The 25559-nt window shown below is 62.6% G+C and carries 27 protein-coding genes and 1 pseudogene; 21 read left to right on the top strand and 7 right to left on the bottom strand.

The window, feature by feature from the left end:
* Window positions 1–192 precede the first annotated feature (192 nt).
* The 3 genes and pseudogenes from OEG82_RS13595 (at window position 193) to tgt (ending at window position 2921) form a co-directional block, all read left to right on the top strand.
* Window positions 193–645 (top strand): hypothetical protein, encoded by a 453-nt coding sequence (locus OEG82_RS13595; protein ID WP_267612952.1) that lies wholly within the window; start codon window positions 193–195, stop codon window positions 643–645.
* A 49-nt stretch (window positions 646–694) separates the two neighbouring features.
* A pseudogene (queA, locus tag OEG82_RS13590) lies at window positions 695–1770 on the top strand (tRNA preQ1(34) S-adenosylmethionine ribosyltransferase-isomerase QueA).
* Window positions 1767–2921: a tRNA guanosine(34) transglycosylase Tgt gene (gene tgt / locus OEG82_RS13585; RefSeq protein ID WP_267612951.1), complete on the top strand. Its 1155-nt coding sequence runs from the start codon at window positions 1767–1769 to the stop codon at window positions 2919–2921. The pseudogene queA and the gene tgt overlap by 4 nt, the downstream one beginning before the upstream one ends.
* A gap of 247 nt (window positions 2922–3168) precedes the next feature.
* Here the strand turns inward: tgt and OEG82_RS13580 are convergent, their stop codons facing one another.
* Window positions 3169–3501: a hypothetical protein gene (locus OEG82_RS13580; RefSeq protein ID WP_267612950.1), complete on the bottom strand. Its 333-nt coding sequence runs from the start codon at window positions 3499–3501 to the stop codon at window positions 3169–3171.
* A gap of 230 nt (window positions 3502–3731) precedes the next feature.
* A complete protein-coding gene (locus OEG82_RS13575) occupies window positions 3732–4277 on the bottom strand; it encodes a GNAT family N-acetyltransferase (protein WP_267612949.1) in 546 nt (181 codons plus the stop codon).
* Between the two features lie 243 nt (window positions 4278–4520).
* Here OEG82_RS13575 and OEG82_RS13570 point away from each other — a divergent pair, with 243 nt between their 5' ends.
* A complete protein-coding gene (locus OEG82_RS13570) occupies window positions 4521–4712 on the top strand; it encodes a hypothetical protein (protein ID WP_267612948.1) in 192 nt (63 codons plus the stop codon).
* A gap of 175 nt (window positions 4713–4887) precedes the next feature.
* Here the strand turns inward: OEG82_RS13570 and OEG82_RS13565 are convergent, their stop codons facing one another.
* The gene (locus OEG82_RS13565) at window positions 4888–5859 is read right to left on the bottom strand and encodes an IS110 family RNA-guided transposase (protein WP_267610647.1); all 972 of its coding nucleotides are present in this window, start codon (window positions 5857–5859) and stop codon (window positions 4888–4890) included.
* A gap of 2054 nt (window positions 5860–7913) precedes the next feature.
* Here OEG82_RS13565 and OEG82_RS13560 point away from each other — a divergent pair.
* On the top strand, window positions 7914–8324 hold the full coding sequence (locus tag OEG82_RS13560) for a hypothetical protein (protein WP_267612947.1): 411 nt from the start codon (window positions 7914–7916) through the stop codon (window positions 8322–8324).
* Between the two features lie 50 nt (window positions 8325–8374).
* Here the strand turns inward: OEG82_RS13560 and OEG82_RS13555 are convergent, their stop codons facing one another.
* Window positions 8375–9229 carry a D-alanyl-D-alanine carboxypeptidase family protein gene (locus OEG82_RS13555; RefSeq protein ID WP_267614953.1) on the bottom strand — a complete coding sequence of 285 codons (855 nt, stop codon included), beginning with the start codon at window positions 9227–9229 and terminating at the stop codon, window positions 8375–8377.
* A 149-nt stretch (window positions 9230–9378) separates the two neighbouring features.
* Between OEG82_RS13555 and OEG82_RS13550 the strand changes: the two genes are divergently transcribed.
* Window positions 9379–10272 (top strand): VOC family protein, encoded by an 894-nt coding sequence (locus OEG82_RS13550; protein WP_267612946.1) that lies wholly within the window; start codon window positions 9379–9381, stop codon window positions 10270–10272.
* Complete coding sequence (gene kdsA / locus OEG82_RS13545; protein ID WP_267612945.1) at window positions 10269–11114, top strand: 3-deoxy-8-phosphooctulonate synthase; 846 nt, start codon at window positions 10269–10271, stop codon at window positions 11112–11114. The genes OEG82_RS13550 and kdsA overlap by 4 nt, the downstream gene beginning before the upstream one ends.
* A 92-nt stretch (window positions 11115–11206) precedes the next feature.
* On the opposite strand, the gene OEG82_RS13540 is transcribed toward kdsA, so the two are convergent.
* Window positions 11207–13168 (bottom strand): methyl-accepting chemotaxis protein, encoded by a 1962-nt coding sequence (locus tag OEG82_RS13540; RefSeq protein ID WP_267612944.1) that lies wholly within the window; start codon window positions 13166–13168, stop codon window positions 11207–11209.
* A 396-nt stretch (window positions 13169–13564) separates the two neighbouring features.
* Here OEG82_RS13540 and eno point away from each other — a divergent pair, with 396 nt between their 5' ends.
* The 14 genes from eno (at window position 13565) to lipA (ending at window position 24981) form a co-directional block, all read left to right on the top strand.
* Window positions 13565–14839 carry a phosphopyruvate hydratase gene (gene eno / locus OEG82_RS13535; RefSeq protein ID WP_267612943.1) on the top strand — a complete coding sequence of 425 codons (1275 nt, stop codon included), beginning with the start codon at window positions 13565–13567 and terminating at the stop codon, window positions 14837–14839.
* A gap of 166 nt (window positions 14840–15005) precedes the next feature.
* The gene (locus OEG82_RS13530) at window positions 15006–15323 is read left to right on the top strand and encodes an FtsB family cell division protein (protein ID WP_267612942.1); all 318 of its coding nucleotides are present in this window, start codon (window positions 15006–15008) and stop codon (window positions 15321–15323) included.
* Window positions 15324–15462: 139 nt separating this feature from the next.
* Complete coding sequence (pdhA, locus tag OEG82_RS13525) at window positions 15463–16500, top strand: pyruvate dehydrogenase (acetyl-transferring) E1 component subunit alpha (RefSeq protein ID WP_267612941.1); 1038 nt, start codon at window positions 15463–15465, stop codon at window positions 16498–16500.
* 14 nt (window positions 16501–16514) lie between these two features.
* Window positions 16515–17915 carry a pyruvate dehydrogenase complex E1 component subunit beta gene (locus OEG82_RS13520; RefSeq protein WP_267612940.1) on the top strand — a complete coding sequence of 467 codons (1401 nt, stop codon included), beginning with the start codon at window positions 16515–16517 and terminating at the stop codon, window positions 17913–17915.
* 14 nt (window positions 17916–17929) lie between these two features.
* Window positions 17930–19309 carry a pyruvate dehydrogenase complex dihydrolipoamide acetyltransferase gene (locus tag OEG82_RS13515; RefSeq protein ID WP_267612939.1) on the top strand — a complete coding sequence of 460 codons (1380 nt, stop codon included), beginning with the start codon at window positions 17930–17932 and terminating at the stop codon, window positions 19307–19309.
* A gap of 136 nt (window positions 19310–19445) precedes the next feature.
* Window positions 19446–19997: an HdeD family acid-resistance protein gene (locus OEG82_RS13510; protein ID WP_267612938.1), complete on the top strand. Its 552-nt coding sequence runs from the start codon at window positions 19446–19448 to the stop codon at window positions 19995–19997.
* 70 nt (window positions 19998–20067) lie between these two features.
* Complete coding sequence (locus tag OEG82_RS13505; RefSeq protein WP_267612937.1) at window positions 20068–20319, top strand: hypothetical protein; 252 nt, start codon at window positions 20068–20070, stop codon at window positions 20317–20319.
* A gap of 58 nt (window positions 20320–20377) precedes the next feature.
* Window positions 20378–21019: an SGNH/GDSL hydrolase family protein gene (locus tag OEG82_RS13500; protein WP_267612936.1), complete on the top strand. Its 642-nt coding sequence runs from the start codon at window positions 20378–20380 to the stop codon at window positions 21017–21019.
* Window positions 21020–21103: 84 nt separating this feature from the next.
* Window positions 21104–21340: an HP1242/YdcH family protein gene (locus tag OEG82_RS13495; protein WP_267612935.1), complete on the top strand. Its 237-nt coding sequence runs from the start codon at window positions 21104–21106 to the stop codon at window positions 21338–21340.
* A 60-nt stretch (window positions 21341–21400) separates the two neighbouring features.
* Entirely contained in the window at window positions 21401–21997 is a 597-nt protein-coding gene (locus tag OEG82_RS13490; RefSeq protein ID WP_267612934.1) for a GNAT family N-acetyltransferase, read from the top strand.
* A gap of 12 nt (window positions 21998–22009) precedes the next feature.
* Complete coding sequence (lpdA, locus tag OEG82_RS13485) at window positions 22010–23455, top strand: dihydrolipoyl dehydrogenase (RefSeq protein ID WP_267612933.1); 1446 nt, start codon at window positions 22010–22012, stop codon at window positions 23453–23455.
* A 29-nt stretch (window positions 23456–23484) separates the two neighbouring features.
* Window positions 23485–23706 (top strand): hypothetical protein, encoded by a 222-nt coding sequence (locus tag OEG82_RS13480; RefSeq protein ID WP_267612932.1) that lies wholly within the window; start codon window positions 23485–23487, stop codon window positions 23704–23706.
* On the top strand, window positions 23703–23981 hold the full coding sequence (locus OEG82_RS13475) for a GlsB/YeaQ/YmgE family stress response membrane protein (protein WP_267612931.1): 279 nt from the start codon (window positions 23703–23705) through the stop codon (window positions 23979–23981). The genes OEG82_RS13480 and OEG82_RS13475 overlap by 4 nt, the downstream gene beginning before the upstream one ends.
* A gap of 28 nt (window positions 23982–24009) precedes the next feature.
* Entirely contained in the window at window positions 24010–24981 is a 972-nt protein-coding gene (lipA, locus tag OEG82_RS13470) for a lipoyl synthase (RefSeq protein ID WP_267612930.1), read from the top strand.
* A gap of 6 nt (window positions 24982–24987) precedes the next feature.
* Here lipA and OEG82_RS13465 read toward each other — a convergent pair whose 3' ends face one another.
* Together OEG82_RS13465 and OEG82_RS13460 are read right to left on the bottom strand one after the other, a co-directional pair.
* The gene (locus OEG82_RS13465; protein ID WP_267612929.1) at window positions 24988–25293 is read right to left on the bottom strand and encodes a type II toxin-antitoxin system RelE/ParE family toxin; all 306 of its coding nucleotides are present in this window, start codon (window positions 25291–25293) and stop codon (window positions 24988–24990) included.
* Window positions 25294–25298: 5 nt separating this feature from the next.
* Window positions 25299–25535, bottom strand: coding sequence for a type II toxin-antitoxin system ParD family antitoxin (locus OEG82_RS13460; protein WP_267612928.1), 237 nt, complete (start codon window positions 25533–25535; stop codon window positions 25299–25301).
* Window positions 25536–25559 lie beyond the last annotated feature (24 nt).

Below are 25559 nucleotides of genomic sequence, written 5' to 3'. Positions count from 1 at the left end.
GACCGCCCCCTTGCCCGATCCCGAAGACATGCAGGCGGCGACCGAAGAGGTGGCGGAATAGCCGCCGGAGTTCTATATTGGGATCAATCCGGTTGGTCCTTCGGCAGGCACCTGCCTGTCGCGCAACAATCCGCAGCGGTCTGGCCATGACGACAAGCTCAGACATTGGGACAGAAATACAGGTGAGTGGAAATGGCGGTACTTCTTTCTGACGTGTTGATGAAACGATCGCGGGACCGGGCTGCGCGGCCGTTCCTGACGCCGGACCAGATCCGCAACGTCATCACCCAGTCGGTCAATTACCCCTCCCATGACGGCACCGATCCGGCACGGGCGCGGGCCCTGCTGCTGTTCCAGACCAGTGTCCAGCAGACCTGGCTGGTCCGGACCGAGCGGCGGCTCTATTGCATTCTCGATGACCGCCGCAAGCCGACAGCCCACATCAACTGGTCGATGGCCATGTCCGAGATCGTCCACAATGATGATCTGCTGCTCGAGATTTCGCTCGACGAACAATCCCCGGTCAGCTCGAAATCCGGGCTGGTGCATTTCGGCCCCAGCCACAGGAACTGGCTTTACTCCAAGAAACTGTTTGCCAGCGAGCCGCTTGCCGAGCAACTCGACCGGTTTTTGCGCGGCGCGTGATTTCCTGATACCTGACCGGTTCTGATTCCCAGCAATGCGGTGATTTTTCTTGCGCGTAGACCTTTTCGATTTTGACCTGCCCGAGGCGTGCATCGCGCTTCGCCCGGCAAACCCGCGCGACAGCGCCCGGATGCTGCATGTCGCAGCCGACGGCGCGCTGACCGATCTCAGCGTCGGTGACCTGGCCGACCAGCTTGAACCCGGCGACGCGCTGGTGTTCAACGACACCAAGGTGATCCCGGCGCAGCTCGAAGGCTTTCGCATCCGCGGCGACAATCGCCAGCGCATCTCCGCCACGCTGCACATGCGCTCGGGCCCGGACCGCTGGAAAGCCTTTGTCCGGCCGGGAAAGCGCATCAAGCAGGGCGACCGGCTGTCATTTGGCGGCGATGGTGAAACCTGTCTCACCGGCGTGCTTGACGCCACGGCGGGCGACCGCGGCGAGGGCGGTGAGCTTGAACTGATCTTTGATCTCTCGGGCCCGGCGCTGGACGAGGCGATCATGGCCACCGGCCACATTCCGCTGCCACCTTACATTGCGTCAAAGCGGGGCGAGGACGATCAGGACCGCAAGGACTACCAGACCATCTATGCCCGCGAGGATGGCGCCGTCGCAGCCCCCACGGCGGGGCTGCATTTCACCGATGCGCTGTTTGCCAAGCTCGACGCGCGCGGTATCTCCCGGCATTTCGTCACCCTGCATGTCGGCGCCGGCACGTTTTTGCCGGTCAAGGTCGATGACACCGCCGAGCATCTGATGCATTCCGAAATCGGCCATGTCAGCGCCGAGACTGCCGCCGCACTCAACGCCGTGCATGGCAGGGGGGCCGCATCGTCTCCGTCGGCACCACTTCGCTCAGGCTGCTCGAAAGCGCCACCGGCGAGGACGGCACCATCAAAGCCTGGTCCGGACCGACCGACATCTTCATCACGCCGGGCTACTCTTTTCCCGCCGTCGACATCCTGATGACCAATTTCCATCTGCCGCGCTCGACCCTGTTCATGCTGGTATCGGCGTTTTCCGGCTTTGACACAATGCACGCGGCCTACCGCCATGCCATTGATAACAATTACCGTTTCTATTCCTATGGCGATTCCAGCCTGCTGTTCCGGAGTGACTTGTGACCCCCGAAACTCCCACAAAAGCTGACACCTTCCAGTTCAAGCTCAAGGCCACCGATGGCAAGGCCCGGCGCGGCGAAATCACCATGCCGCGCGGCGCCATCCGCACGCCTGCCTTCATGCCGGTGGGCACCGCCGGCACGGTCAAGGCCATGTATATGGACCAGGTCAGCGATCTGGGCGCCGATATCATTCTGGGCAACACCTATCATTTGATGCTGCGCCCGGGTGCGGAACGGGTGGCGAAGCTCGGGGGTCTGCACGACTTCGCCCGCTGGCAAAAGCCGATCCTGACCGATTCCGGCGGGTTTCAGGTGATGTCGCTGTCCGCACTCAGAAAGATCAACGAGCAGGGCGTCACCTTCCAGTCCCATATCGACGGTTCGCGCCACGAGATGAGCCCGGAACGCTCGATCGAAATCCAGGGGCTGCTTGATTCCGACATCCAGATGCAGCTCGATGAATGCGTGCGGCTGCCGGCCAGCGAGACCGAGATCGAACGCGCCATGGAAATGTCGCTGCGCTGGGCCGACCGCTGCAAGGTGGCCTTTGGCGACCAGCCCGGCAAGGCGATGTTCGGCATCGTCCAGGGTGGTGATATCCCGAAACTGCGCGAACGCTCGGCGCAAGGCCTGTCAGGGCTGGACCTCAAAGGCTATGCCGTCGGCGGTCTCGCCGTCGGCGAGCCGCAGGAGGTGATGCTCGACATGCTCGATGTCACCTGTCCGCTGCTGCCTTCGGACAAGCCCCGCTACCTGATGGGTGTCGGCACGCCCGACGACATGCTCAAATCCGTCGGCCGCGGCATCGACATGTTCGATTGCGTGATGCCGACCCGTGCCGGCCGCCATGGTCTCGCCTTTACCCGCCACGGCAAGATCAACATCAAGAATGCGCGCCACGCCGAGGACCACCGTCCGCTGGACGAGGAAAGCTCATGCCCGGCTGCGCGCGACTATTCCCGCGCCTATCTGCACCACCTGGTCCGCTCCAACGAGATTCTGGGCATGATGCTGATCACCTGGAACAATCTGAGCTATTACCAGGACCTGATGGCCGGCATTCGCGGCGCGATCGAGGCGCAGCGCTTCGCCGCGTTTTCAACGGAGACGCAAGAACGCTGGGCCAGGGGCGATATCGCGCCGCTTAAGTGAGGGTGCCCGCTGCATGTCTTGGCAAATGACGCTCCACAAATGCAAATTCTGGGAAAGCGCCTCTACGAACTCCGTCATCCCGGCCTCCGAGCCGGGATCCAGTCAGCCCAAGTCCTTGGGCTGAAAGACTTTCTTGACCCGGCAGTCGCCGGGTCGCTGGATACCGGATCTAGTCCGGCATGACGGAAATCCTGGTGCCGTCTTCCAATCGAAAACCAGTTCAAAGCCTTTCGGATGCCACCCAGCCTCAATCCGCATCCAGCGTTTTTTCGCAATGGGTCGGGCCGCCCTTGGGGTCGATCCGGTCGGAGACGGCGCGGATGGCGGTGATGGTATAGGCCTTGCTCACCGTCAGCTCGACCGTGCAGGGCCTGCCGCGGCCAAAGCCGCCGCGCCAGTTGTAAAATGTCGTGCCGCCGGCGCCGGCCCGGTCCGACACAGGCGGACCGAAAGCGGCAAAGAACACCCCGGCCGACTTGCCGTTCCAGCGCGCCTCCAGCGGGTTGGACGGTATCGAGGCGGAGGTGCAGGCGGTGAGGCCGGCGGCAGCCACCGCCAGAAGTGCAAGCCGGAATTTCATGGTCGACAGTTCCTAAAACTTCGCGTGTTGGAATGCGGCAACTCAAAGCAGCCGCCGGGCCCGTCATAGCGGATTCTCGGCCCCGGGGAAATCCTCCGTGGCGGGCCCGGCAAATGCCGGCGGTTATGCGCGGGAGCCCATTCATTGCGGGCGAGGGGGCTTGCTACGTGCGAAGGTCCTGGATCGAGCGGCCAGAAGCATTTCGCCGGTCGCGGATGCGCATGCCAGGGTCAGTCCCCGCCGGTATCGCGCGGGCGGCGGAACAGGAACCGCGTCCTGTCGGGAAGATATCTCACCTGCCTGAATCCCTGCTTCTCCAGCACGCGCCGCGAGCCCGGATTTTCCGGATGCGCCATCGCCCAGACTTCGGCGAGCACAAGCTTACGGTCCGCAAGCCGCAATGCGGCGCCGACAAGCTCCGAGGCATAGCCGCGCCCCCAGACATCAGGATGAAAATAATAGCCGACCTCGAATCCCCAGCCCGGTTCGAAAGGGTCCTGGTACAATCCGCCCCATCCGACAATCCGGTCCTCTTCCCGCGCCGTGACGACCCAGGGCGCACAGCCATCGTGGCGCCTGCGCCATTCATGCACCATCACCCTGCGCCGGCAATCCCGCAGCGTGCTATCGACATGGGTGAACTTCATCGCCTCGGCATCGCCGAGAAAGCCGAACAGGGTGGCGACATCCGCCTGCCGCGCGGGCCGCAGGATCAGGCGCTCGGTGCGCAGCATGGCCTTGTCCCGGCCTGCCGGAGGCGATGTGTCTGTCGGCATCTCACGTCCTTTCCAGGCGGCAGCGGCGCGACACACGCCATCCCGGCGTCAATCGCGGCCCTCGTCATGGCAAAGCTTCGGCCCGGCATGACGGCGCCCAGCCTAGCGTAATTTGCATCCGCAACAACAGCGCCTATTGTGCATTTTTGAGGATATGCCGCGGGCCGGGCCCTGAGCCTGCCAACCACAGCACAAGGGGCACTGCAGCCCAGGCAGACCGGCCGCGGAGGAGGCGGTAGAGCCATGAAAACATTTGCAATAATCCTGGCGCTGGTCAGCATTGCAGGCTTGATGTTCGGCTGGTGGGGCATCGAGACGGTGGCGGGCCGGCGGCATTTCGACGAGATGGCCGGCATGATCCCCTTCTTCGCCGGCATCGCCTCCGTCGCCCTGCTGCTGGTTGCCGCGGTGCTCTATTATTTCGCCAGACGATAGGGCCCGGACTGGCCCGCGAATTTTGCCGCCTGCTCCAATCTCCGCCCGAATGTCCAGCCGATAGGTCGTTTACACACCGGACCGGATAGGTAGTTTACAACCCTCGCCGCAAGCACCCAATCTCCCCCTTGCGGGGGAGATGTCACCGCAGGTGACAGAGCATCTGTGTTTGCTGTCAAGGCGGAGTTGGTGTCCAGAGTCGGTTCTGGGCGAGCAGGCAATTGGCCAGGACGACGAGCTTGCGCATGATGGCGACAAGGATGACCTTGGGTGGTTTGCCTGCAGCCTGGAGCGTCTTGGCAAAGGCGGCAAGCGCCGGATTGTAGCGCCGTGCCGACAGGGCGGCCATGTAGAGCGCGCGCCGCGGGGCGGGCCTTCCCGCTCGAATGGAGCGCCGGCCATGCCTTTCGCCGCTGTCGTCGGCGATCGGGGCAACGCCCGCCAGCATCGCCGCCTGCTTGCCGGTGCAGGAGCCGAGTTCGTCCATTCCGGCGATCAGGGCGCTGGCGGTGATGCGGCCGATGCCGGGAACAGAGGTCAGGATCTCGGCCTTGCGGCAAAGATCCGGCTGGGCGGCGATACGGCGTTCGATTTCGGAATCCAGCCGTTCGACATGCCGCTCCAGCACCCCGATGAGCCGGCAAAGCTCTGCCCGCAGAAAGGCGACATCGGCCGCCTTGCAACGGTTCTTCAGCGCCGTGAGCTCGCCTTGGGCGCCCGACCTTGCATTGACCAGCTCCCGCAGGGCCTCGATGTCCGGGCTTGGAGGCGCACTCGGCTGCGGCCGAAGTGCGGCAGCCAGCAGCGCCAGCATGCGGGCATCGAGCCGATCGGTCTTGGCCAGATAGCCGTAGCAGCCTGCAAACTGCCGGGCGCGCCACGGATCGACGATCGCCACAGCAAAACCATCTCCACTGAGCGAGCGGTGAGCGGGACGATGGAACTTGCCGGTCGCCTCCATGATGATGCGATCGGGCCGCAGTCTGGTCAGCATCCGCTTGAACTGGCGGATGCCAGCCTTGTCGTTGCCGAACCGCCGGCTTTCAGCCTGCGGAAGGACATGAATGTCGAGCCACTCTTTACAGACGTCCACACCGACATAAACTGCGGACGTCGCGTCTTGTTCGAACGATACCTTGCCTTGCATGCGGGACTTGCTCCCCATCATCTGTTCAGGACAAACGTGAAGACGGACGGACCAAGCTCTGTCTCGGTTCAAACCAAGGGGGAACGGTCCCGCCCGCCAGATCCCCCGGAGGTGGCCACCTCCGGGGGATCACGCCAAAACAATACCATCAAGGCGCGGGTCGAACATACAAGGGGGTAAAAGTCTCGGACAGCACTGCGCTGTCGGCATAAAGCGATGCATGCCTCCTATGCCCTGTCGGGGCTGCTGGCGCGAGCCACGGGTCTCGCCCCGTCCTCCGGACCCCACCGCAAGGGGGAGATCGCGCTCGCGAAAACGCCGAATTGCCGGGGATAAAAAGTGTGATCAAAAGCCACTGTCTCCCCGCCGTCATCCCGGCCCCCGAGCCGGGATCCAGCTGCGTCCGCTTCTGCGGACGCGGAAGAGATTCCCGCCAAAAACCATGATGCCGCAGGAGTTTACCGGCTCGCGGACGCTCGCCCGCTGGATGCCGGAACGGGGTCCGGCATGACGACAATCTGGCACAGCGCCCTGTCCATACCTTAGATTTTTCAATGGCTTACAGATGAGGTGCGAAGTTCCTTCTCTCCCCTTGTGGGAGAGAAAGCGATTTCAGCGCCTTGGCTTCAGCCAAGTGCTAGAAATCGCAAGTGAGGGGCAATTTCGGGCACTAAAACCAACCCCCTCTCTTGCAAAATCAATGACTTAGCTGAAGCTAAGGTCATGATTTTGCTTTCTCCCCCACCAGGTGGAGAGGGTGCGCGCGGCACCATCGCGCAAAAATCTGCGCCTCAACGAACACTGCGCAGTGGGTACAAACTGTCGGTTTCACCGACATCTCCCCCGCAAGGGTGGAGATCGGGCGCTGCAATTGCTGAATTGACGGGGAAAAGAGCTATGATCAAAAGCCACTGTCTCCCCGCCGTCATCCCGGCCTCCGAGCCGGGATCCAGCTGCGTCCGCTTCTGCGGACGCGGGAGAGCGTCTCGCAAAAAACCTTGATGCCGCAGGAGTTTACCGGCTCGCGGACCCTCGCCCGCTGGATGCCGGATCGGGGTCCGGCATGACGACAATCTGGTACAGCGCGCCCGTCCATCCCTGATATTTTTCAATGATTTAAAGACAAGGCGCGAAGCTCCTTCTCTACCCTTGTGGGAGAGAAAGCGATTTCAGCGCCTTGGCTTCACCCAAGTGCTAGAAATCGCAAGTGAGGGGGACAATTTCGGGCACTGAAACCAACCCCTCTCTTGCAAAATCTATGACTTAGCTGAAGCTAAGGTCATGATTTTGCTTTCTCCCCACCGGGGTGGAGAGTGTGCGCGCGGCACCATCGCGCAAAAATCTGCGCCCATTTCATCCACATCCCGCACCCCCGTGCGATCATCAGCGTGCTCCCGCTGCCGGATGGAACGTGAACGTGCTCGACCAGGTGGGTGGAAGGCCTTTCGGGGTGTGCCGGAACGTGCGGCAGATCGCGGAAGGAGGCGGTGACCATCGTGGCTCCGCTGGCAGCCGGGTGAAAATACCGGTCAAGCCAGCCACCGGGCCGGCTCGCATTCATGTTCTGCCTTCGGGCAGATCCCGTCCTCGGGCGGGACTTTGAATGAGACCGGAACGGGCCTGTGGCGGATTTTCCGGTCTTGACCGAAAAAGACGTGCCGGACCACGAAAACCATCTCCCGCGGCCGGTCCAGGCTGTGGCCGGAGCAATCCGGGCGGGCGTAAAACCCCGAGGATGGAAGGAACCGCCTGTCGGATGCGGACATCATCCGGCAATACTCGGGCCGCGCGCGCGCTGCGCCACCCAATACAACCCCTTTCCAGAGGCAAAGCCCGCGTGCGGCCCTCCGGACAGTTTCCTTCACACCCCGGCGAAAATCTTCGCGCGGGCGCGCTCCTGCATATGCGTTCAACCGCATGACGACGCGGCCAGGATGCTTCATCCTTGCCGCGAAGCGGTAATTTTGAGACACTTGCCCGGTGTGGCGCTCCGGCGGCCCGGGCGATTGCCACCGGCTGTGACCGGATGACCGGCGCCTGAGGAGGACCAGATCATGCGCAAGCAAACTGCCCTGCTGGCGTCTTTCACCGCCGCCGCGCTGGCCGCAACGCTGGCGACCCCGGCGCGGGCCACCGTGTCGATCACCTGCACCGACCTGAAATTCGATTCCAGCATCGAGATCGTGCTCGGCGCAGGCCCGGTGCCCAATGTGCTGTCGGTGCGGGTCGCAATGGGCGACCAGGAACTGACCACCGAAGCGGCTTTCCCCGGAGAGGTGGTCTCCAAGGCGCAGGATTTTGATGATGGCGAGCTGTTTCGCATCGATCTGATGGACCAGCAGGCGACCCGTCGGGTGGCGGCGATCCGGCTGCTTTATGCCGATCACGAGTCGATGCCGATCCGCATCGGCTTCATCCAGATCGAGGAAGACCCGCCAGTCGGCATCACCTGCGAAGGCCCTTGAGCCGGGACAGGCCGACATGAAACAACGCGCAAGAATTTGAAAATGAAGGCCTATCTGGCCTTCTTGACATAGGTCGACATCAGCTGCGCCATCCGCGCATTGCGGATTTTCGAGGTGTTCTCGCCCATCACCACGCCAACCACAGACTTGCCGCCGCGGGTGACCGAGGTGGCGAGATTGAAGCCCGAGGCGCGGGTATAGCCGGTCTTGAGCCCGTCGGCGCCCGGAATCATGTCCAGCGCCTTGTTGTGGCCCTTGATGGTGCGTCCGGCCACGGTCACCTCGCGATGGCCGAAATAGCCGTAATGATGCGGGAATGCCCGCCTCAACGCGATCGACAGCCGCGCCATGTCGGTGGCGGTCGTCACCTGGTCGGGATCGGGCAGGCCGGAGGCGTTCTTGAACACGGTCCGGTTCATGCCCAGCGCCCGCGCCTTCGCCGTCATCATCTCGGCAAAGCGGGCTTCCGAGCCGCCTAGAAATTCGGCCACGGCGGTGGCCACGTCATTGGCCGACTTGACCACCAGCACCCTGATCGCGGTGTCGACGGGAATGGTCTCGCCGGCCTTCAGGCCGAGCTTGGAAGGCGGGCGCCGCGCGGCATTCCTGGAGATCGGGATCAGGTCGGTACGGCTGACGCGGCCTTCGTCAATGGCTTCAAACATCAGGTAGAGGGTCATCATCTTGGTCAGCGACGCCGGGTAGCGCAGCTCGTTGACATTGGCGCCATAGAGCATCTTGCCGCTCTTGGCGTCGACGACGATCGCCGCATATTTGTCCGTCAGCGGCGCCACCGAGGTCAGCACCGCCTCGGTCGACCCCGAAGAGGCACAGGCCGTCAGCGTCAGCGCCACCAGCATAAGTGACAGCGCGACCTGACAGCGCTTCAGCGCGGCGGCAAACATCTGCGTCAAGACCAACTCCCTTTGAACCAGGCCCTCCAATTAGCGTTTGGCCGCGATTCCCGCAAGGGTAGCGCCGCCGGCGCGGGTACGGGCAGTTGCACCGGGTCCAAGCTTGCTGATAAGGGGAAGACAAATGGAGTAACCCGACGATGCCATCACCGCGCACCCGCCGCCCTCTCGATCATCTTGTGCTGCCGGTCGAGGATCTCGAGACTGCGCGCGCCCGTCATGCAGCGCTCGGCTTCATCGTCGCGGCCGAGGCGCGCCATCCCTTCGGCACCGAGAACGCCTGCGTCTTCCTTGACGACGGCACCTATCTCGAGCCGCTGGGCATTGCCTCGCGCGAAGACTGCGAAGAGGCCGCGCGCGGCGGCAATGTCTTCGTCGCCCGCGACCAGGCCTACCGGTTCCGGCGCAGCGACAACGGCTTCAGCGCCTTCGTGGTCGGCTCGTCCGACGCCGTGGCCGATCATGACCGCTTCCGCACACTCGGCATGTCGGGCGGCGAGCTGCTCGAATTCTCCCGCGCCATGACCTTTCCCGACGGGACAACAAGGGATGCGAGTTTCAAGCTGGCCTTCGCCGCCGATCTGCGGTCGCCGGACCTGTTCGGCTTCGCCGTCGAGCGCGTCAATGTTCCCGCCGCCGACCGATCGGCGCTGACGGCGCATGCCAATGGCGTCACCGGGATCAGCGAAATCATCCTGTCCGAGCCCAATCCGACCGATTTCCAGTATTTCATCCAGGAGCTTGCCTGCAACCGCGAGGTCGAGGCCAATTCCTTCGGCATGTCGATCGAGCTCGACGGCGCCACAATCACCGTGTTCAACAAGGCGGGCATGGAAGCCCATTTCGGCGTCCTCGACGGCTCCGCCGAACGCGGGCTGCTGGGCCGCGCCGTGGTCTTCCGGGTTACAGATCTGGTCGCGCTCACCGAACTGCTGCACGACAATGGCGTCGCAGCGCGCGAATTCGGCTCCCGCCTGATCGTCAATCCCGCGCCCGGCCAGGGCGCCTATTACTGCTTCGAGGAAACCAGATGAGCACCGCGCCCAATTCGACCGTCTCCGTCGGCAATGCCGTCTTCGGCAACACCCTGCCGCTGACCCTGATCGCCGGTCCCTGCCAGTTCGAATCCCGCGGTCATGCCTTCGACATGGCCAGTGCGCTGAAGGAATTGTGCGGCACGCTCGGGCTCGGCCTGGTCTACAAGTCGAGCTATGACAAGGCCAACCGCACCTCGCTGACGAGCACCCGCGGCGCCGGCATGGATGCCGCGCTGCCGGTGTTTGACGACCTGCGCAACCAGCTCGGCCTGCCGGTGCTCACCGACATCCATTCCGAAGAACAATGCGCCATCGTCGCACCGCATGTCGACGTGCTGCAGATCCCGGCCTTCCTGTCGCGCCAGACCGACCTGCTTGTCGCCGCCGCCAACACCGGCAAGGTCATCAATGTCAAGAAGGGCCAGTTCCTGGCGCCCTGGGACATGAAGAATGTGCTCGCCAAAATCACCGGCTCGGGCAATCCGAATGTGCTCCTGACCGAGCGCGGCGCGTCGTTTGGCTACAACACGCTGGTCTCCGACATGCGCGCATTGCCGATCATGGCCGACACCGGCGCACCGGTGATCTTCGACGCCACCCATTCGGTGCAGCAGCCCGGCGGGCAGGGGGCAAGCTCGGGCGGCGAACGCCGCTTCGTCGAAACGCTCGCCCGCGCCGCCGTTGCCGTCGGTGTCGCCGGCGTGTTCATAGAAACCCACGAGGACCCGGACAATTCCACCTCGTCGGACGGTCCCAACATGATCCCGCTCAAGGACCTGCCCCGGCTGCTCGAGACCCTGCTGGCCTTCGACGCCGTGGCCAAGCGCGACGCCGGCTGAGCAGCACTGATCTGCCGTCGACTGCCGAGATTAAAAAAATGGCCGCCGGTTTGTCCCCGGCGGCCATTTCGGCATTAGACTGCAGGCTGGTGTCAGAACCCGTCCCACTGGTCGTCCCGGGGATCCTTTGTCGCCGTGCCCAGGCCGAAGGCCGAGGCCACCTTGGCGCCCAGCGCACGCGCGGGGGATTGCGCCGGCCGCGACAGGGGCGTTGCTGCAACGGGCGCCTTTGGGTGCTGCGGGATGGCCCGTGGGGCCGCTCGGCCCGCCGAAGCGCCGGTTGCAAAGCGCGCCACCAGGCTGTCGAGCCTGACCGCCTCGCCCGACAGCGCCTGGGTGGCGGCATTGGTCTGTTCAACCATTGCGGCGTTTTGCTGGGTGACCTGGTCCATCTGGTTGATCGCGGCATTGATCTCCGCCAGCGAGGCGGATTGTTCGCGCGCGCCGGTGACGATCGAGCAGATCAGGTCGTTGATCTGCAGCACCTGGGTCTCGATCTTGCACAGCGCCGTGCCGGTTTCATTGACCAGCGCCACGCCGGTTCCGACCTGGTCGGAGGAGGTGCGGATCAGGGTCTTGATCTCCTTGGCGGCATTGGCCGAGCGCTGCGCCAGCTCGCGCACTTCCTGGGCCACCACGGCAAAGCCGCGGCCGGCATCGCCGGCGCGGGCGGCCTCCACACCGGCATTGAGCGCCAGCAGATTGGTCTGGAATGCGATGTCGTCGATCACCGAGATGATCTGGCTGATCTGTCTGGACGAATCGGCGATGGTCTCCATCGCCGAAATCGCGGTCTCCATCACCTTGCCGGACTCCTCGGCCCGGGACTTGGCGTGACCGACCATGTCGCTGGCTTCCTCGGCGCGGCGGGCCGAGCTCTTCACCGCCGAGGTGATCTCGTCGAGTGCTGCCGCGGTCTCCTCGAGCGAGGCGGCCTGTTGCTCGGTGCGCTGCGAAAGATTGTCGGCGGCGGCACCGATTTCGGAAGAGGCAAGACGGACAGAATCGGTTGTCGTGGAAATTTCCCGGATGGTTTCGCCCAGCGACGCGATCGAGAGGTTGAACACCGTCCGCAGCTCTTCGTAATCGGCGGCCAGCGCATCCTCGATGCGGAAATTCAGGTTTCCGGCGGAAAGGTGCTCCAGCCCGGTGGTCAGGGTCTCGATCACCCGCACCCGGTCCTGGTCGGCCGCAGCCTTGGAGCGCGCGGCGTGATCTTCCAGCCGCCGCCGTTCCGCCTGTTGCTGTTCGGCGTGCTCCTTGGCCGAGATCCGCTCAATCGCGGCTTCGCGGAATGAGGCCACCGACTGGGCCATTTCGCCGATCTCGTCCTTGCGGTCGGCATGCGGGACCTCGACGGAGTAATCGCCGCCTGCGAGAATCCGCATGTAGTTCTTCATGTCGGTGAGCGGCACGATGGCGCGCTTGCGAAACACGGCAAGGCCTCCGACGAAAATCAGGAGCGTCACTCCGCCGGCGAGCAGCGTCAGATTGAAAAACAGCTCCTCCGTTGCCTGGGCGCTGGCTTCGGCCGCATCAAGCGCCACGGAGGTGAGCTGTTCGAAGGTCTCCACCGCGGTGGCATGTGCATGAAAGGCTGTCTGCAGTTCGTCCAGCGCTTGGCCGGTTGCCGCCGGGTCACCGGCGAGACGTGCGGGCAGGACCTTGTCATCGACTATGGCCCAGAAGGCGTCGCCCTTGCTCAGGATATCGTCCTGCAGCCAGGTGCTGAGCGTCTGGTCGAGACCGGATTGCTGCCAATAGGCCTTGCGCTCGTCAAACTGCGCCCGAAGCGCTTCGAGCTTGCCGGTATTGGTCTCCAGGGTGGCGGGATGCACGGTCATCTCGTTGACCAGCATATAGGCTTCGACGAGATAGAGCGGTGGCGACAGCGTGTCGGCGATCAGCGCTTTTCTGCGGGCAATCTGCTGATGGCTCTGCCCCGAGACCTTGAGCTCGGACAGGGTATAGGTGTTGATCGTGACCAGAGCGGTGAGGAAGACCGTGATTACCACGCCGAACGCGATGAGACTGCGACCGATATTCAGGTTCATGAGAGGTTCCCGATGTGTCAGATTTGAAAGGTCGGAGAATAATTTCCTATAATAACTTGCATCCCGAGACGCACCACAGGCTGCGCGCTCCGATAATGCACTGCAATATAAGGCTCAGCGGTTACCGATCTATGAAATCGGCAGTGTCGATAAGACTGTCATTAAAGCAGCTTACCGACGCCGGTCTGCCTGCGGGAGCGGCAGCGCGCCGGCGCTTGGTGACGCGAGCGCAATCTGTGTCCTTGGCCTCAAACAGCGGCGGGCAGGGCCGATCATGACGCCCGTCGCCGCCCGGCCGGCTGCGGCGATGTCGGCTTGCAATTGATTTTTCGCCGGAGTGCGGTAAGACGGCGCAGCGCCACTTGAGCCATCGCCACAATCACAAGGAACCAGACCATGACCGCCATTATCGATATTGTCGGACGGGAAATCCTCGACAGCCGCGGAAACCCGACGGTGGAGGTTGACGTCCATCTTGAAGACGGCTCGATGGGCCGCGCCATGGTGCCATCGGGCGCCTCGACCGGCGCCCATGAAGCCGTCGAATTGCGCGATGGCGGCAGCCGCTATCTCGGCAAGGGTGTGCAGAAGGCCGTCGCCGCGGTCAATGGCACGCTGCGCGACAATATCTGCGGAATGGATGCGGAAGGCCAGATCGCGCTCGACAAGGCGATGATCGCGCTCGACGGCACCGCCAACAAGAGCAAGCTCGGCGCCAACGCCATTTTGGGCGTGTCGCTTGCAGCCGCGCGCGCCTCGGCGCAGGCCAGCGGCCTGCCGCTCTACCGCTATGTCGGCGGCGCCAATGCGCGGCTGCTGCCGGTGCCGATGATGAACATCATCAATGGCGGCGCGCATGCCGACAATCCGATCGATTTCCAGGAATTCATGATCATGCCGGTCGGCGCTGACACGCTGAGCGAAGCCGTGCGCATGGGTTCTGAGGTTTTCCACACCCTGCGCAAGGAACTTGCCGCCGGCGGATACAATACCAATGTCGGCGACGAAGGCGGTTTCGCACCCGATCTCAAGAGTGCCCCGGAAGCGCTGGATTTCGTCGTGAAGTCGATCGAGAAGGCCGGCTACCGTCCTGGCGAAGACATCTATATCGCGCTCGACCCGGCCTCGACCGAGTTCTTCAAGGACGGCAAATACGATCTGGCAGGCGAGGGGCGCATTCTCGAAAGCGCCGAAATGGCAGCTTACTATGCCGAACTCGCCGCCAAATACCCGATCATCTCGATCGAGGACGGCATGGCCGAGGATGACTGGGAAGGCTGGAAGACCCTGACCGACATGATCGGCGACAAGTGCCAGCTGGTCGGAGACGATCTGTTCGTCACCAATTCGGCGCGTCTGCGCGACGGCATCAAGATGGGCGTAGCCAATTCGATCCTGGTCAAGGTCAACCAGATCGGCACTCTGTCGGAGACGCTCGACGCCGTCGAAACCGCGCACAAGGCGCGTTACACCGCGGTGATGAGCCACCGTTCCGGCGAAACCGAGGATTCGACCATCGCCGATCTCGCCGTCGCCACCAATTGCGGACAGATCAAGACCGGGTCGCTGTCGCGCTCGGACCGGCTGGCCAAGTACAACCAGCTCATCCGCATCGAGGAAGAGCTCGGCGTCGAGGCAGCCTATGCCGGCACTTCGGTACTGCGCGGCTAGACAGCCCCGTCATCGGTCACGGCGGCAGGTCCCGCCTACCTGCATCAGGCCCGCGCTTCCGGCGCGGGCTTTTTCATGTGCGGCGCAGCATTCCGCCGCCAGGCTAACGCTATATTAAGTATGAGCTGCCATGTTTGGCACCTCGCACGGGTAAGGCGTTTTTCGAATGCGGACACAGTTCAAAAAGAAGAGATCGTGGATCCGCTGGATCATTCCAGCGCTTTCCATCGGGTGTTTTTCCTATTTCGGGTTCCACTCCTGGCACGGCGCCTTCGGGCTCGAATCAGCCGAAGCGCTGGAAATCCGGCGCATCGAACTGACCGAACAGCTTGCAAGCCTGACCGAACGCAGGCAACATCTCGAACGCAAGGTGATGTTGTTGAGCGATGGCGCGGTCGAGGCCGACATGCTCGATGAGCGGGCGCGGCTGCTGTTGAACGTGGCGCGCGAAGATGAAGTCGTGTATTTCCACCAGCTTCATTAATTAACCGAAATTCGGTTAATTGGCAAAATATTCCACGATTACAACCCTCTAGCCAAACATGACAGCCATGCGTTTATGCGCTTGCTGACCGCTGTCATTTTCCCTAAGGTCAGTTCAACATGACCACTGGGAGGATGACATGGCACCCCGTAAAACTGCCACAGCCGCATCCCGCAAGAAGCCTGCCGAGAAAAGCGGGCTGAACGGCGGAATTACCGATTTCGACAAAGAGGCCGAAATCAAGGCCTATAGCGACATGCTGATGATCCGCCGCTTCGAAGAGAAGGCCGGCCAGCTCTACGGCATGGGCTTCATCGGCGGCTTCTGCCATCTCTATATCGGACAGGAAGCTGTCGTCGTCGGCATGCAGATGGCGCTCAAGGATGGCGACCAGGTCATCACCGGCTACCGCGATCACGGCCACATGCTGGCCTGCGGCATGGAAGCCCGCGGCGTGATGGCCGAGCTGACCGGACGCCGCGACGGCTATTCGCATGGCAAGGGCGGCTCCATGCACATGTTCTCCAAGGAGAAGAATTTCTATGGCGGCCACGGAATCGTCGGCGGCCAGGTGTCGCTCGGCACCGGTCTGGCCTTCGCCAACCGCTACCGCGGCAACGACAATGTCAGCCTCGCCTATTTCGGCGACGGCGCCGCCAACCAGGGCCAGGTCTACGAGAGCTTCAACATGGCGGCTTTGTGGAAGCTGCCGGTGATCTACATTGTCGAGAACAACCGCTACGCCATGGGCACCTCGACGGCGCGTTCGTCGGCCCAGTCGAATTTTTCGCTGCGCGGCAATTCCTTCGGCATTCCCGGCCACCAGGTCGATGGCATGGATGTGCGCGCCGTGCACGCCGCAGCCATCGAGGCGGTCGCCCATTGCCGCTCGGGCAAGGGCCCGATCATTCTCGAAATGCTGACCTATCGCTATCGCGGCCACTCGATGTCGGATCCGGCCAAGTACCGCACCAAGGACGAAGTCCAGAAGATGCGCTCCGAGCATGACCCGATCGAACAGGTCAAGGCGCGCATTCTCGAACTCAAGCACGCCAGCGAGGACGATCTCAAGTCGATCGACAAGAAGGTGCGCGACGTGGTGGCGGATGCAGCAGACTTCGCCCAGAACAGTCCGGAGCCGGATCCGTCCGAGCTCTACACCGACATTCTGCTTTAAGGGGAGGGAACACCATGCCGATTGATATCCTGATGCCCGCGCTTTCCCCGACCATGGAAGAAGGCACGCTGTCCAAATGGCTGAAAAACGAAGGCGACAAGGTCGCTTCCGGCGATGTGCTGGCCGAAATTGAAACCGACAAGGCAACCATGGAAGTGGAAGCCATCGACGAGGGCGTGCTCGGCAAGATCGTCGTTCCGGCCGGAACCGAGAACGTCAAGGTCAACGCCGTCATAGCCGTGATCCTGGAAGAGGGCGAAAGCGCCTCCGACATCGGATCCGCCAAATCGGCGGAAGCCGCGCCCGCCGCCGAGGAAGCCAAGGCGCCCGAGGCCGAAGCCAAATCCGAGCCAGCCCCGGTGCCGGCCGAGCCCAAGGCGCCCGTCGCCAACACCGCAGCCTCCGATCCGTCGATCCCGGAAGGCACCGAAATGGTGCAGACCACCGTGCGCGAAGCCTTGCGCGACGCCATGGCCGAGGAAATGCGCGCCGACGAGAAAGTCTTCGTCATGGGCGAGGAAGTGGCCGAATACCAGGGCGCCTACAAGATCACGCAAGGGTTGCTGGCCGAATTCGGCGACCGCCGGGTTGTCGACACGCCGATCACCGAGCACGGCTTTGCCGGAATCGGCGTCGGTGCCGCCATGGCCGGCCTGCGCCCGATCGTCGAGTTCATGACCTTCAACTTCGCCATGCAGGCGATCGACCAGATCATCAACTCGGCGGCCAAGACGCTCTACATGTCCGGCGGCCAGATGGGGGCGCCGATTGTCTTCCGCGGCCCCAATGGTGCGGCGTCGCGCGTCGGCGCCCAGCACTCGCAGTGCTATGGCGCCTGGTACAGCGCCATTCCCGGCCTCAAGGTGATCATGCCCTATTCGGCAGCCGACGCCAAAGGCCTGCTCAAGGCCGCCATCCGCGACCCGAACCCGATCATCTTCCTCGAAAACGAGATCCTTTACGGCCAGAGCTTCGACGTGCCGAAAATGGATGATTTCGTGCTGCCGATCGGCAAGGCCCGCATTCACAAGACCGGCAAGGACGCCACCATCGTCTCCTTCGGCATCGGCATGACCTATGCGGTCAAGGCGGTCGAGGAACTGTCCAAGCTGGGCATCGATGTCGAACTGATCGATCTGCGCACCATCCGGCCGATGGATCTGCCGACCGTCATCGAAAGCGTGAAGAAGACCGGCCGTCTGGTCACCGTCGAGGAAGGCTACCCGCAGAGCTCGATCGGCACCGAAATCGCCACTCGGGTGCAGCAGCAGGCGTTTGATTATCTCGACGCGCCGATCATCACCATTGCCGGCAAGGACGTTCCGATGCCCTACGCCGCCAATCTTGAAAAACTGGCGCTGCCGAATGTCGGAGAAGTCATCGCGGCCGTCAAAGCCGTCACATACACTGCCTGAGGGAGGACAGTCGGATGCCCATCAACATCACAATGCCGGCCCTGTCGCCAACCATGGAAGAGGGCAACCTCGCCAAATGGCTGGTCAAGGAAGGTGACAAGGTCGGCCCCGGCGACATCATTGCCGAGATCGAGACCGACAAGGCAACGATGGAGGTCGAAGCCGTCGATGAAGGCACCGTGGCGAAAATCGTCGTGCCCGCGGGCACCGAAGGCGTCAAGGTCAATGCGCTGATCGCCATTCTGGCCGGTGAGGGCGAAAGCGTCGAGGACGCGGCCAAGGGCGGCGACGACGCTGCGCCGGCTCCTGCTGCCGCTGAAAGCCCCAAGACGGACGCACCGAAAGAGCAAGCCGAAAAGCCGGCAACCACGTCCGATCCTGCTGCCAGTCTTGACAAGCCGATCCGCGATCAAAACCCGGCCGCACCGTCACCGGCGCCGACCACCCAATCGGGCGAGCGCGTGTTCTCCTCGCCGCTGGCCCGCCGCATTGCCAAGGATGCGGGCGTGGACGTGGCGCAGATCACAGGCTCCGGTCCGCATGGCCGCGTCGTCAAGAAGGATGTGGAAGCTGCAATCGCGTCGGGCACCGGCAAGGCTGCCGCAGCCGCCCCCCAGGCTGCAGCCTCGGCCGCCCCTGCTGCCGCGCCAAAAGGCATGTCGCAGGATGCCATTCTCAAGAACTTCGCCGAAGGCTCCTACGAGCTGGTCAAGCATGACGGCATGCGCAAGACCATTGCCCGCCGCCTGCAGGAATCCAAGCAAACCATCCCGCATTTCTACGTCACCGTGGATTGCGAACTCGATGCGCTGCTGGCCTTGCGCGGCCAGCTCAACAAGGCAGCACCGCTCAAGGACGACAAGCCGGTCTACAAGCTCTCGGTCAATGACATGGTGATCAAGGCGCTGGCGCTGGCGCTGCGCGATGTGCCGGACGCCAATGTGTCCTGGACCGACGAGAACATGGTCAAGCACAAGCATGCCGATGTCGGCGTCGCCGTGTCGATTCCTGGTGGACTGATCACCCCGATCATCCGCTCCGCCGAGCTCAAGACGCTGTCTGCCATCTCCAACGAGATGAAGGACATGGGCAAGCGCGCCAAGGAAAAGAAGCTCAAGCCCGAGGAATACCAGGGCGGCACCACCGCCGTGTCGAACATGGGCATGATGGGCGTCAAGGATTTTGCCGCCGTCGTCAATCCGCCGCATGCGACCATTCTGGCCGTCGGCGCCGGCGAACAGCGGCCGGTGGTCAAGGATGGCGAGCTGGCAATCGCCACGGTGATGAGCGTCACTCTGTCGACCGATCACCGTGCCGTCGACGGTGCGCTCGGCGCCGAATTGCTGGCGGCCTTCAAGGGCTATATCCAGAACCCGATGGGCATGCTGGTCTGATGCACAAGGCGGTCGGATGGCATCATTCGACCGCTCAGCCTGCCGCAGCAAGGCAAACGCGTTGCAGCGGTGCGGGCGCACCCGGCCTGTTCGGCAGCGCTGATGGCCCCGCAACAGTCAACTCTGGAGAATGCGTATGGCTGACAAGGGTTTGAACGAAAGCTTCGGCAGGACATGGACCTGGATGGCGGTGCTGGCGGTGATCTGCATCGTCGGCGGCTTTCTGGCGCTGCTCAATCCCTTCGGCGCGACCATTCTGGCCGTCGTTCTGGCCGGCTGGATCTTCCTGCTTCAGGGCGTCGTCCAGGTGGTGCATGCCTTCCGCATCCGCGACTGGCCCGGCTTCATCTGGTCGCTCGGCATCGGTGTGCTCTCGCTCATCGTCGGCTTCGTGCTGGTTGCCGATCCGCTGGCCGGTTCGGTGTCGCTGACATTCCTGGTGGCGGTGCTGTTTTTGATGACCGGTGTGGCCAAGACCATGTTCGCGCTGGCATTGAAGCCCGCCAGCGGCTGGGTCTGGGTGCTGGTTTCGGGCCTTGTGTCGGTGGTGCTCGGCGTCATGATCCTTGCCGGCCTTCCGGCCAGCGCAACCACCATTCTGGGCCTGCTCCTGGGCATCGAGCTGGTCTCCAACGGCGTGCTGTTCCTGTTCGTGGCGCTGGGCCTGCGCAAGCTCGACCATGTCTGAGGCGGGCAGGTGACTTTGCCTGGCCCGCGCACCATATTGAAGCCGTAGCTTTGGTCTCAAGGAGGATATCATGACCGAACCGAAAGACATGATCATTCCGATGCTGAAGGAAATGCGCGCTGAAGCCCGCGAAGTCAGGACCGAGATGAAAGATGGTTTTGCCGACGTCAAAAGGCGTCTCGACACCATTGAAGGTCGGCAGAAAAGCTTCAACAACGCGCTGACAGCCGACACCATGATGAGCAGATTTGTAACCGGCGATTTCGAAGAGCGCATTGGCGCGCTGGAGAAGAAGGTCGACCAATTGATCAAGGGGACGTGAAAATGCTTGGCAGTCCCCGCTCTCAATTATCTCACGCTCCAAATGGCGTTGTAGAGCCATGAAAACAGTCCTCTGCTACGGCGACTCACTGACCTGGGGCTACAACCCTGAAACCCGGGACCGGCATGCGCTTGAAGACCGCTGGTCAACGGTGCTGGCGGCGTCGCTGGGCGAGGGCGTGCATGTGGTGGCCGACGGGCTCAATGGCCGCACCACGGTGTTTGACGATCACACCGGTGATTGCGACCGCAACGGCGCGCGCACCCTGCCGACCGTGCTTCATGCGCATGCGCCGCTCGATCTGGTGATCATCATGCTCGGCTCTAACGACATGAAGCCGGTCATTGCCGGATCCGCCCATGCGGCCTCAAAGGGCATGCGCCGGCTGCTGGAACTGGTGCGTCTGCATGCCTGGCCGACAGCGGACCAGGAGCCGCCGCAGGTCCTGGTGGTCTCGCCGCCGCCGCTGGTGGAAACCGCCGATCCGGATTTCGCCGCGATGTTTGAGGGCGCGGTCGATGAATCGGCAATGCTGGCCTCGTTCTATGCCGATCTGGCTGACGAGACCGGTGCGGGCTTCTTCGATGCAGGCTCGGTGGCGCAGTGTTCGTCGATCGACGGCGTGCATCTCGATGCCAAGAACACCCGCGCCATTGGCCGCGGAATAGCGCCGGTGGCACGACTGCTGCTGGGGCACTGAATTTCGAGCAATTGACCAGGGTCAAGGAGAACAACCAACGGACGGATAGACTGCAATCATCACAAGCCCTCAAGGAGATGATTGATGTCACATACGCCCAACGAACTGGCGGAGGAATTTCCCGAACACGTCGAGAAAATGCATGAGCTGAAACAGGGCGATGCCCATTTCGCCAAGCTCTTTGATGCCTATCACGACGTCAACCGGGCCATCCACCGTGCTGAAACCGACGTTGAGCCGACAGATGATTTCCACATGGAGGCAATGCGGAAAGAACGTCTGAAGCTCAAGGACGAAATCTACGGGATGCTGGCGGGTTAACACCCCATCACGCCTGCTCCCGCCACACCGGTTCAAAACCGGAGATGACAGGAGCAGGCCTTGCATATCCGCCCAGCCACACGTGCTGACAGCGCCGACATCGTCATTCTCGATGACATTGCGTCATCCGGGCTGGCGACGCGTGTGCTGGAAGCAGGTGTCCGCGAGGGCTGCTATGACCGGCCGCTGGAATTCGGCCGCGATGGCTATGCCTTCATCGACGGGCCATTCTCCTGGAAGAACGTGCTGATTGCCGAAACCGGTGACGGCGTCGCCGGCATGTCGCTGTCGTTCGAGCTGACCGGCGGCCCCGGCGATCAGGGGCTGCCCGATCCGGTGCTTGAGCCGCTCGAAACGCTCAAGTCCCGCGCAATCGGAAGCCGTTTCATCGACAGTGTCGCCGTCTATACCCGCTTTCGCGGCCAGGGCATTGGCCGGGCGCTGCTAAGGGCCGAACTTGACCGCGCCGCCGGCCCATCCTCGATCATCACCGATGATGCCAATTCCCGTGCCTTGTCGCTGTACCAAAGCTTCGGCTTTGAAGAGCAGGGCCGCGCACCCATCATCGCCTTTTCCGACACCCACACCGCCACGCAATGGGTGCTTCTGACGCGCCCTGCAGCAAACGCGCACGGCGCACCGGCATCCGCCCAATGAGGAGATTGTTCCATGGCCAATAATTACGACGTGATCATCATCGGTTCCGGCCCCGGCGGCTATATTGCGGCCATCCGGGCCGCCCAGCTGGGCCTCAAGACCGCCGTGGTCGAACGCGAGCATCTGGCAGGCATCTGCTCCAACTGGGGCTGCATTCCGACCAAGGCGCTGCTGCGCTCGGCGGAAGTGCTGCATCTGAGCGAACACGCCAAGAATTACGGCCTCAAGCTCGAAGGCACGGTGACGCCGGATCTCGACGCCATCGTCAAGCGCTCGCGCGGCATCGCCGAGCGGATGAACGGCGGCGTCGGCTTCCTGATGAAGAAGAACAAGGTCGACGTGATCTGGGGCGAGGCGAAACTGACCAAGCCCGGCGAGATCGTGGTCTCCAAGACCACTAAGAAGATCGTCGAACCTCAGGGCCCGATCCCCAAAAACACGCTGGGCGAGGGCACCTACACCGCCAAGCACATCATCATCGCCACCGGCGCACGGCCGCGTGCGCTGCCGGGCATCGAGCCCGATGGCAAGCTGATCTGGACCTATTTCGAGGCGATGAAGCCTGCGAAAATGCCGAAATCGCTGCTGGTCATGGGCTCGGGCGCCATCGGCATCGAATTCGCCTCCTTCTACCGCAGCATGGGCGTGGATGTGACCGTGGTCGAAGTGATGAAAACCGTGATGCCGGTCGAAGATGCCGAGATTTCCGCCTTCGCCAAGAAGCAGTTCGACAAGCAGGGCATGAAGATCCTGCTCGAAGCCAAGGTCACCAAGGTCGAAAAGGGCGCAGACTCGGTCACCGCCCATGTCGAGCTCAAGGACGGCAAGATTGAGAAGATCACCGCCGACCGGATGATCTCGGCTGTCGGCGTGCAGGGCAATATCGAGAATATCGGGCTTGAAGCGCTCGGTGTGAAGACCGATCGCGGCTGCATCGTCATCGACGGCTATGGCAAGACCAATGTGCCGGGCCTCTATGCCATCGGCGATGTCGCCGGCCCGCCGATGCTGGCCCACAAGGCCGAACACGAGGCTGTCATCTGCGTCGAAAAGATCGCCGGCCTGCCCAATGTCCACCCGATGGACAAGCTCAAGATCCCGGGCTGCACCTATTGCAATCCACAAGTGGCATCTGTCGGCCTCACCGAAGCAAAGGCCAAGGAGCAGGGCCTCGACATCCGTGTCGGCCGCTTCCCCTTCGTCGCCAATGGCAAGGCGATTGCTCTGGGTGAAGACCAGGGCATGGTCAAGACCATCTTCGACAAGAAGACCGGCGAGCTTCTGGGCGCGCATCTGGTCGGTGCCGAAGTCACCGAACTGATCCAGGGCTTTGTCGTGGCGATGAATCTGGAGACCACCGAGGAAGACCTGATGCACACCATCTTCCCGCATCCGACGATCTCGGAAACGCTGAAGGAAAGCGTGCTCGACGCCTATGGACGGGCGCTCAACGCGTGATCGGCGCTTTTCGCGTGCCGAAAGCGGTCATGCTGCCGACAATGGGCGGGGCCGTCTTGGGCGCTCTCGCCGGTCTGGCAGCCATTCGCGGCCGCGGCGCGGTCGAGTTCGGCGCCGTCCGGCTTGAAGGCATGACCGGCATCATCAGCCTGTCGGCCATCCTGGCATTGATGGGACTGCTGCTCGGTCTTACATTCTGGTTGATCATGCGCGCGCTCGGTGACGCGGCAAAGGGAGACAAACGGCGATGATAGACGTCCATATGGGTTTCATGGCCATGCCGGGACTGGGTTTCTTCGGCCTGCTGCTGGTCGGCCTGATCGCCGGCTATGTCGCCGAACGCGCCATGAACCGGGAGCACGGCCTGCTCACCAACATGCTGGTCGGCATTGCCGGCTCCTTCGTCGGCAGCGCGCTGGCCGGCGTGCTGAATATCAACTATTACGGATTTGCCGGAAATCTGGTCGTCGCCATCGCCGGCGCCGTCCTGATCCTCTGGGTCTTCGGCCGCTCCAAGCGCGGCTGAACCGCAACGCAAGTAAAGGGACCTTCCGATGGTCACCATTCTCGACGCCACCGCCCCTGTCGCAAAGCGCGTAAGGCACCCGGAAAAGCAGGCCCGTCCTGACACCGAGGTCAAGCGCAAGCCGGAATGGATCCGCGTGCGCGCGCCTACCTCCAAGGGCTACCAGGAAACCCGTTCGATCGTGAAGGAGAACAATCTCGTCACGGTCTGCGAGGAGGCCGGCTGCCCCAATATCGGCGAATGCTGGGACAAGAAGCACGCCACCTTCATGATCATGGGCGAGATCTGCACCCGCGCCTGCGCCTTCTGCAATGTCATCACCGGCAAGCCCAATGCGCTGGACATGCACGAGCCCTACAATGTCGCCAAGGCGGTCAAGCAGATGGGGCTGCAGCATGTGGTCATCACCTCTGTCGACCGTGATGATCTCGACGATGGCGGCGCCGAGCATTTCGAGAAGGTGATCCGTTCGATCCGCGCCTCCTCACCGGGCACCACGATCGAGATCCTGACGCCGGATTTCCTGCGCAAGCCCGGCGCGCTGGAGCGCGTGGTCGCGGCCAAGCCCGATGTCTTCAACCACAATCTCGAAACCGTGCCGGGCAATTATCTCACCGTCCGCCCCGGCGCGCGCTATTTCCACTCGCTGAGGCTGTTGCAGCGGGTCAAGGAACTGGATCCGACCATGTTCACCAAGTCGGGCATCATGGTGGGCCTGGGCGAGGAACGAAACGAAGTGCTGCAGCTGATGGATGACCTGCGCTCGGCCGATGTCGATTTCATGACCATCGGGCAATATCTGCAGCCGACCCGCAAGCACCACGAGGTGATGAGTTACGTCACGCCCGACGAGTTCAAGAGCTATGAGAAGATCGCCTACACAAAGGGCTTCCTGATGGTGTCCTCAAGTCCGCTGACCCGCTCCTCGCACCACGCCGGCGATGATTTCGCCCGGCTCAAGGCCAACCGGGACGCGAAGATGAGGGCTGCTGTAGGGTAGGGATCGTCAAAGCGAACCGGCGGTGGTCAGCGCTGTCCAGTCTTCGCGTTGATGCCGCACGCGGATGATCGTGATCGATCCGTCGGCAATTTCGACTAAGATGATCATGTGAGATCCGAAAGGGTGCACCCGAACCGGAGGATCGGTCTCGCGACATTCGCGAGCCAGCCCCGGATTGGCAGCCAGCAGTTCGAAAATGTTCTTCAGGTTCCGGTGATACAAGTCCGCCTTGTTCTGACCGAATTGCTGCCTGCCGTATCTGTAGATGCCACGCACATCACTGACCGCGCGCCGTGTAAGCCGGTACGGCATTCGCGTTACACGGCTGCACGGTGCATCGAAGCGAGGATATCGTCCATGGTTTCGTCGCTTGTTCCACTGTGCAGACCCTCATCGACCAGGCGCTGCAACTCGGCAATGCGGGCCTTGTGCTGCTGGTCCTTGCGGATGATATCCCGGATATAATCGTCAGCATCCACGTAATGGCCTGATTGAGCCTGCTCTTCCACCCATTGCTTCATGGCGTCGGTCACGGAAATATTCAGGGTTGCCATTTGCCGTCTCCTTTCCGTTGATTT

The organism is Hoeflea ulvae (assembly GCF_026619435.1).
Classification (GTDB): domain Bacteria; phylum Pseudomonadota; class Alphaproteobacteria; order Rhizobiales; family Rhizobiaceae; genus Hoeflea; species Hoeflea ulvae.
The sequence above is the reverse complement of the archived record's forward strand: the minus strand, read 5'-3'. Positions and strand labels throughout refer to the sequence as shown.

Coding starts and splice junctions, on each gene's coding strand:
- OEG82_RS13595 (WP_267612952.1), top strand. CDS start 193: ATGGCGGTACTTCTTTCTGACGTGTTGATGAAACGATCGCGGGACCGG.
- OEG82_RS13580 (WP_267612950.1), bottom strand. CDS start 3,501: ATGAAATTCCGGCTTGCACTTCTGGCGGTGGCTGCCGCCGGCCTCACC.
- OEG82_RS13575 (WP_267612949.1), bottom strand. CDS start 4,277: ATGCCGACAGACACATCGCCTCCGGCAGGCCGGGACAAGGCCATGCTG.
- OEG82_RS13570 (WP_267612948.1), top strand. CDS start 4,521: ATGAAAACATTTGCAATAATCCTGGCGCTGGTCAGCATTGCAGGCTTG.
- OEG82_RS13565 (WP_267610647.1), bottom strand. CDS start 5,859: ATGCAAGGCAAGGTATCGTTCGAACAAGACGCGACGTCCGCAGTTTAT.
- OEG82_RS13560 (WP_267612947.1), top strand. CDS start 7,914: ATGCGCAAGCAAACTGCCCTGCTGGCGTCTTTCACCGCCGCCGCGCTG.
- OEG82_RS13555 (WP_267614953.1), bottom strand. CDS start 9,229: ATGTTTGCCGCCGCGCTGAAGCGCTGTCAGGTCGCGCTGTCACTTATG.
- OEG82_RS13550 (WP_267612946.1), top strand. CDS start 9,379: ATGCCATCACCGCGCACCCGCCGCCCTCTCGATCATCTTGTGCTGCCG.
- kdsA (WP_267612945.1), top strand. CDS start 10,269: ATGAGCACCGCGCCCAATTCGACCGTCTCCGTCGGCAATGCCGTCTTC.
- OEG82_RS13540 (WP_267612944.1), bottom strand. CDS start 13,168: ATGAACCTGAATATCGGTCGCAGTCTCATCGCGTTCGGCGTGGTAATC.
- eno (WP_267612943.1), top strand. CDS start 13,565: ATGACCGCCATTATCGATATTGTCGGACGGGAAATCCTCGACAGCCGC.
- OEG82_RS13530 (WP_267612942.1), top strand. CDS start 15,006: ATGCGGACACAGTTCAAAAAGAAGAGATCGTGGATCCGCTGGATCATT.
- pdhA (WP_267612941.1), top strand. CDS start 15,463: ATGGCACCCCGTAAAACTGCCACAGCCGCATCCCGCAAGAAGCCTGCC.
- OEG82_RS13520 (WP_267612940.1), top strand. CDS start 16,515: ATGCCGATTGATATCCTGATGCCCGCGCTTTCCCCGACCATGGAAGAA.
- OEG82_RS13515 (WP_267612939.1), top strand. CDS start 17,930: ATGCCCATCAACATCACAATGCCGGCCCTGTCGCCAACCATGGAAGAG.
- OEG82_RS13510 (WP_267612938.1), top strand. CDS start 19,446: ATGGCTGACAAGGGTTTGAACGAAAGCTTCGGCAGGACATGGACCTGG.
- OEG82_RS13505 (WP_267612937.1), top strand. CDS start 20,068: ATGACCGAACCGAAAGACATGATCATTCCGATGCTGAAGGAAATGCGC.
- OEG82_RS13500 (WP_267612936.1), top strand. CDS start 20,378: ATGAAAACAGTCCTCTGCTACGGCGACTCACTGACCTGGGGCTACAAC.
- OEG82_RS13495 (WP_267612935.1), top strand. CDS start 21,104: ATGTCACATACGCCCAACGAACTGGCGGAGGAATTTCCCGAACACGTC.
- lpdA (WP_267612933.1), top strand. CDS start 22,010: ATGGCCAATAATTACGACGTGATCATCATCGGTTCCGGCCCCGGCGGC.
- OEG82_RS13480 (WP_267612932.1), top strand. CDS start 23,485: ATGCTGCCGACAATGGGCGGGGCCGTCTTGGGCGCTCTCGCCGGTCTG.
- OEG82_RS13475 (WP_267612931.1), top strand. CDS start 23,703: ATGATAGACGTCCATATGGGTTTCATGGCCATGCCGGGACTGGGTTTC.
- lipA (WP_267612930.1), top strand. CDS start 24,010: ATGGTCACCATTCTCGACGCCACCGCCCCTGTCGCAAAGCGCGTAAGG.
- OEG82_RS13465 (WP_267612929.1), bottom strand. CDS start 25,293: ATGCCGTACCGGCTTACACGGCGCGCGGTCAGTGATGTGCGTGGCATC.
- OEG82_RS13460 (WP_267612928.1), bottom strand. CDS start 25,535: ATGGCAACCCTGAATATTTCCGTGACCGACGCCATGAAGCAATGGGTG.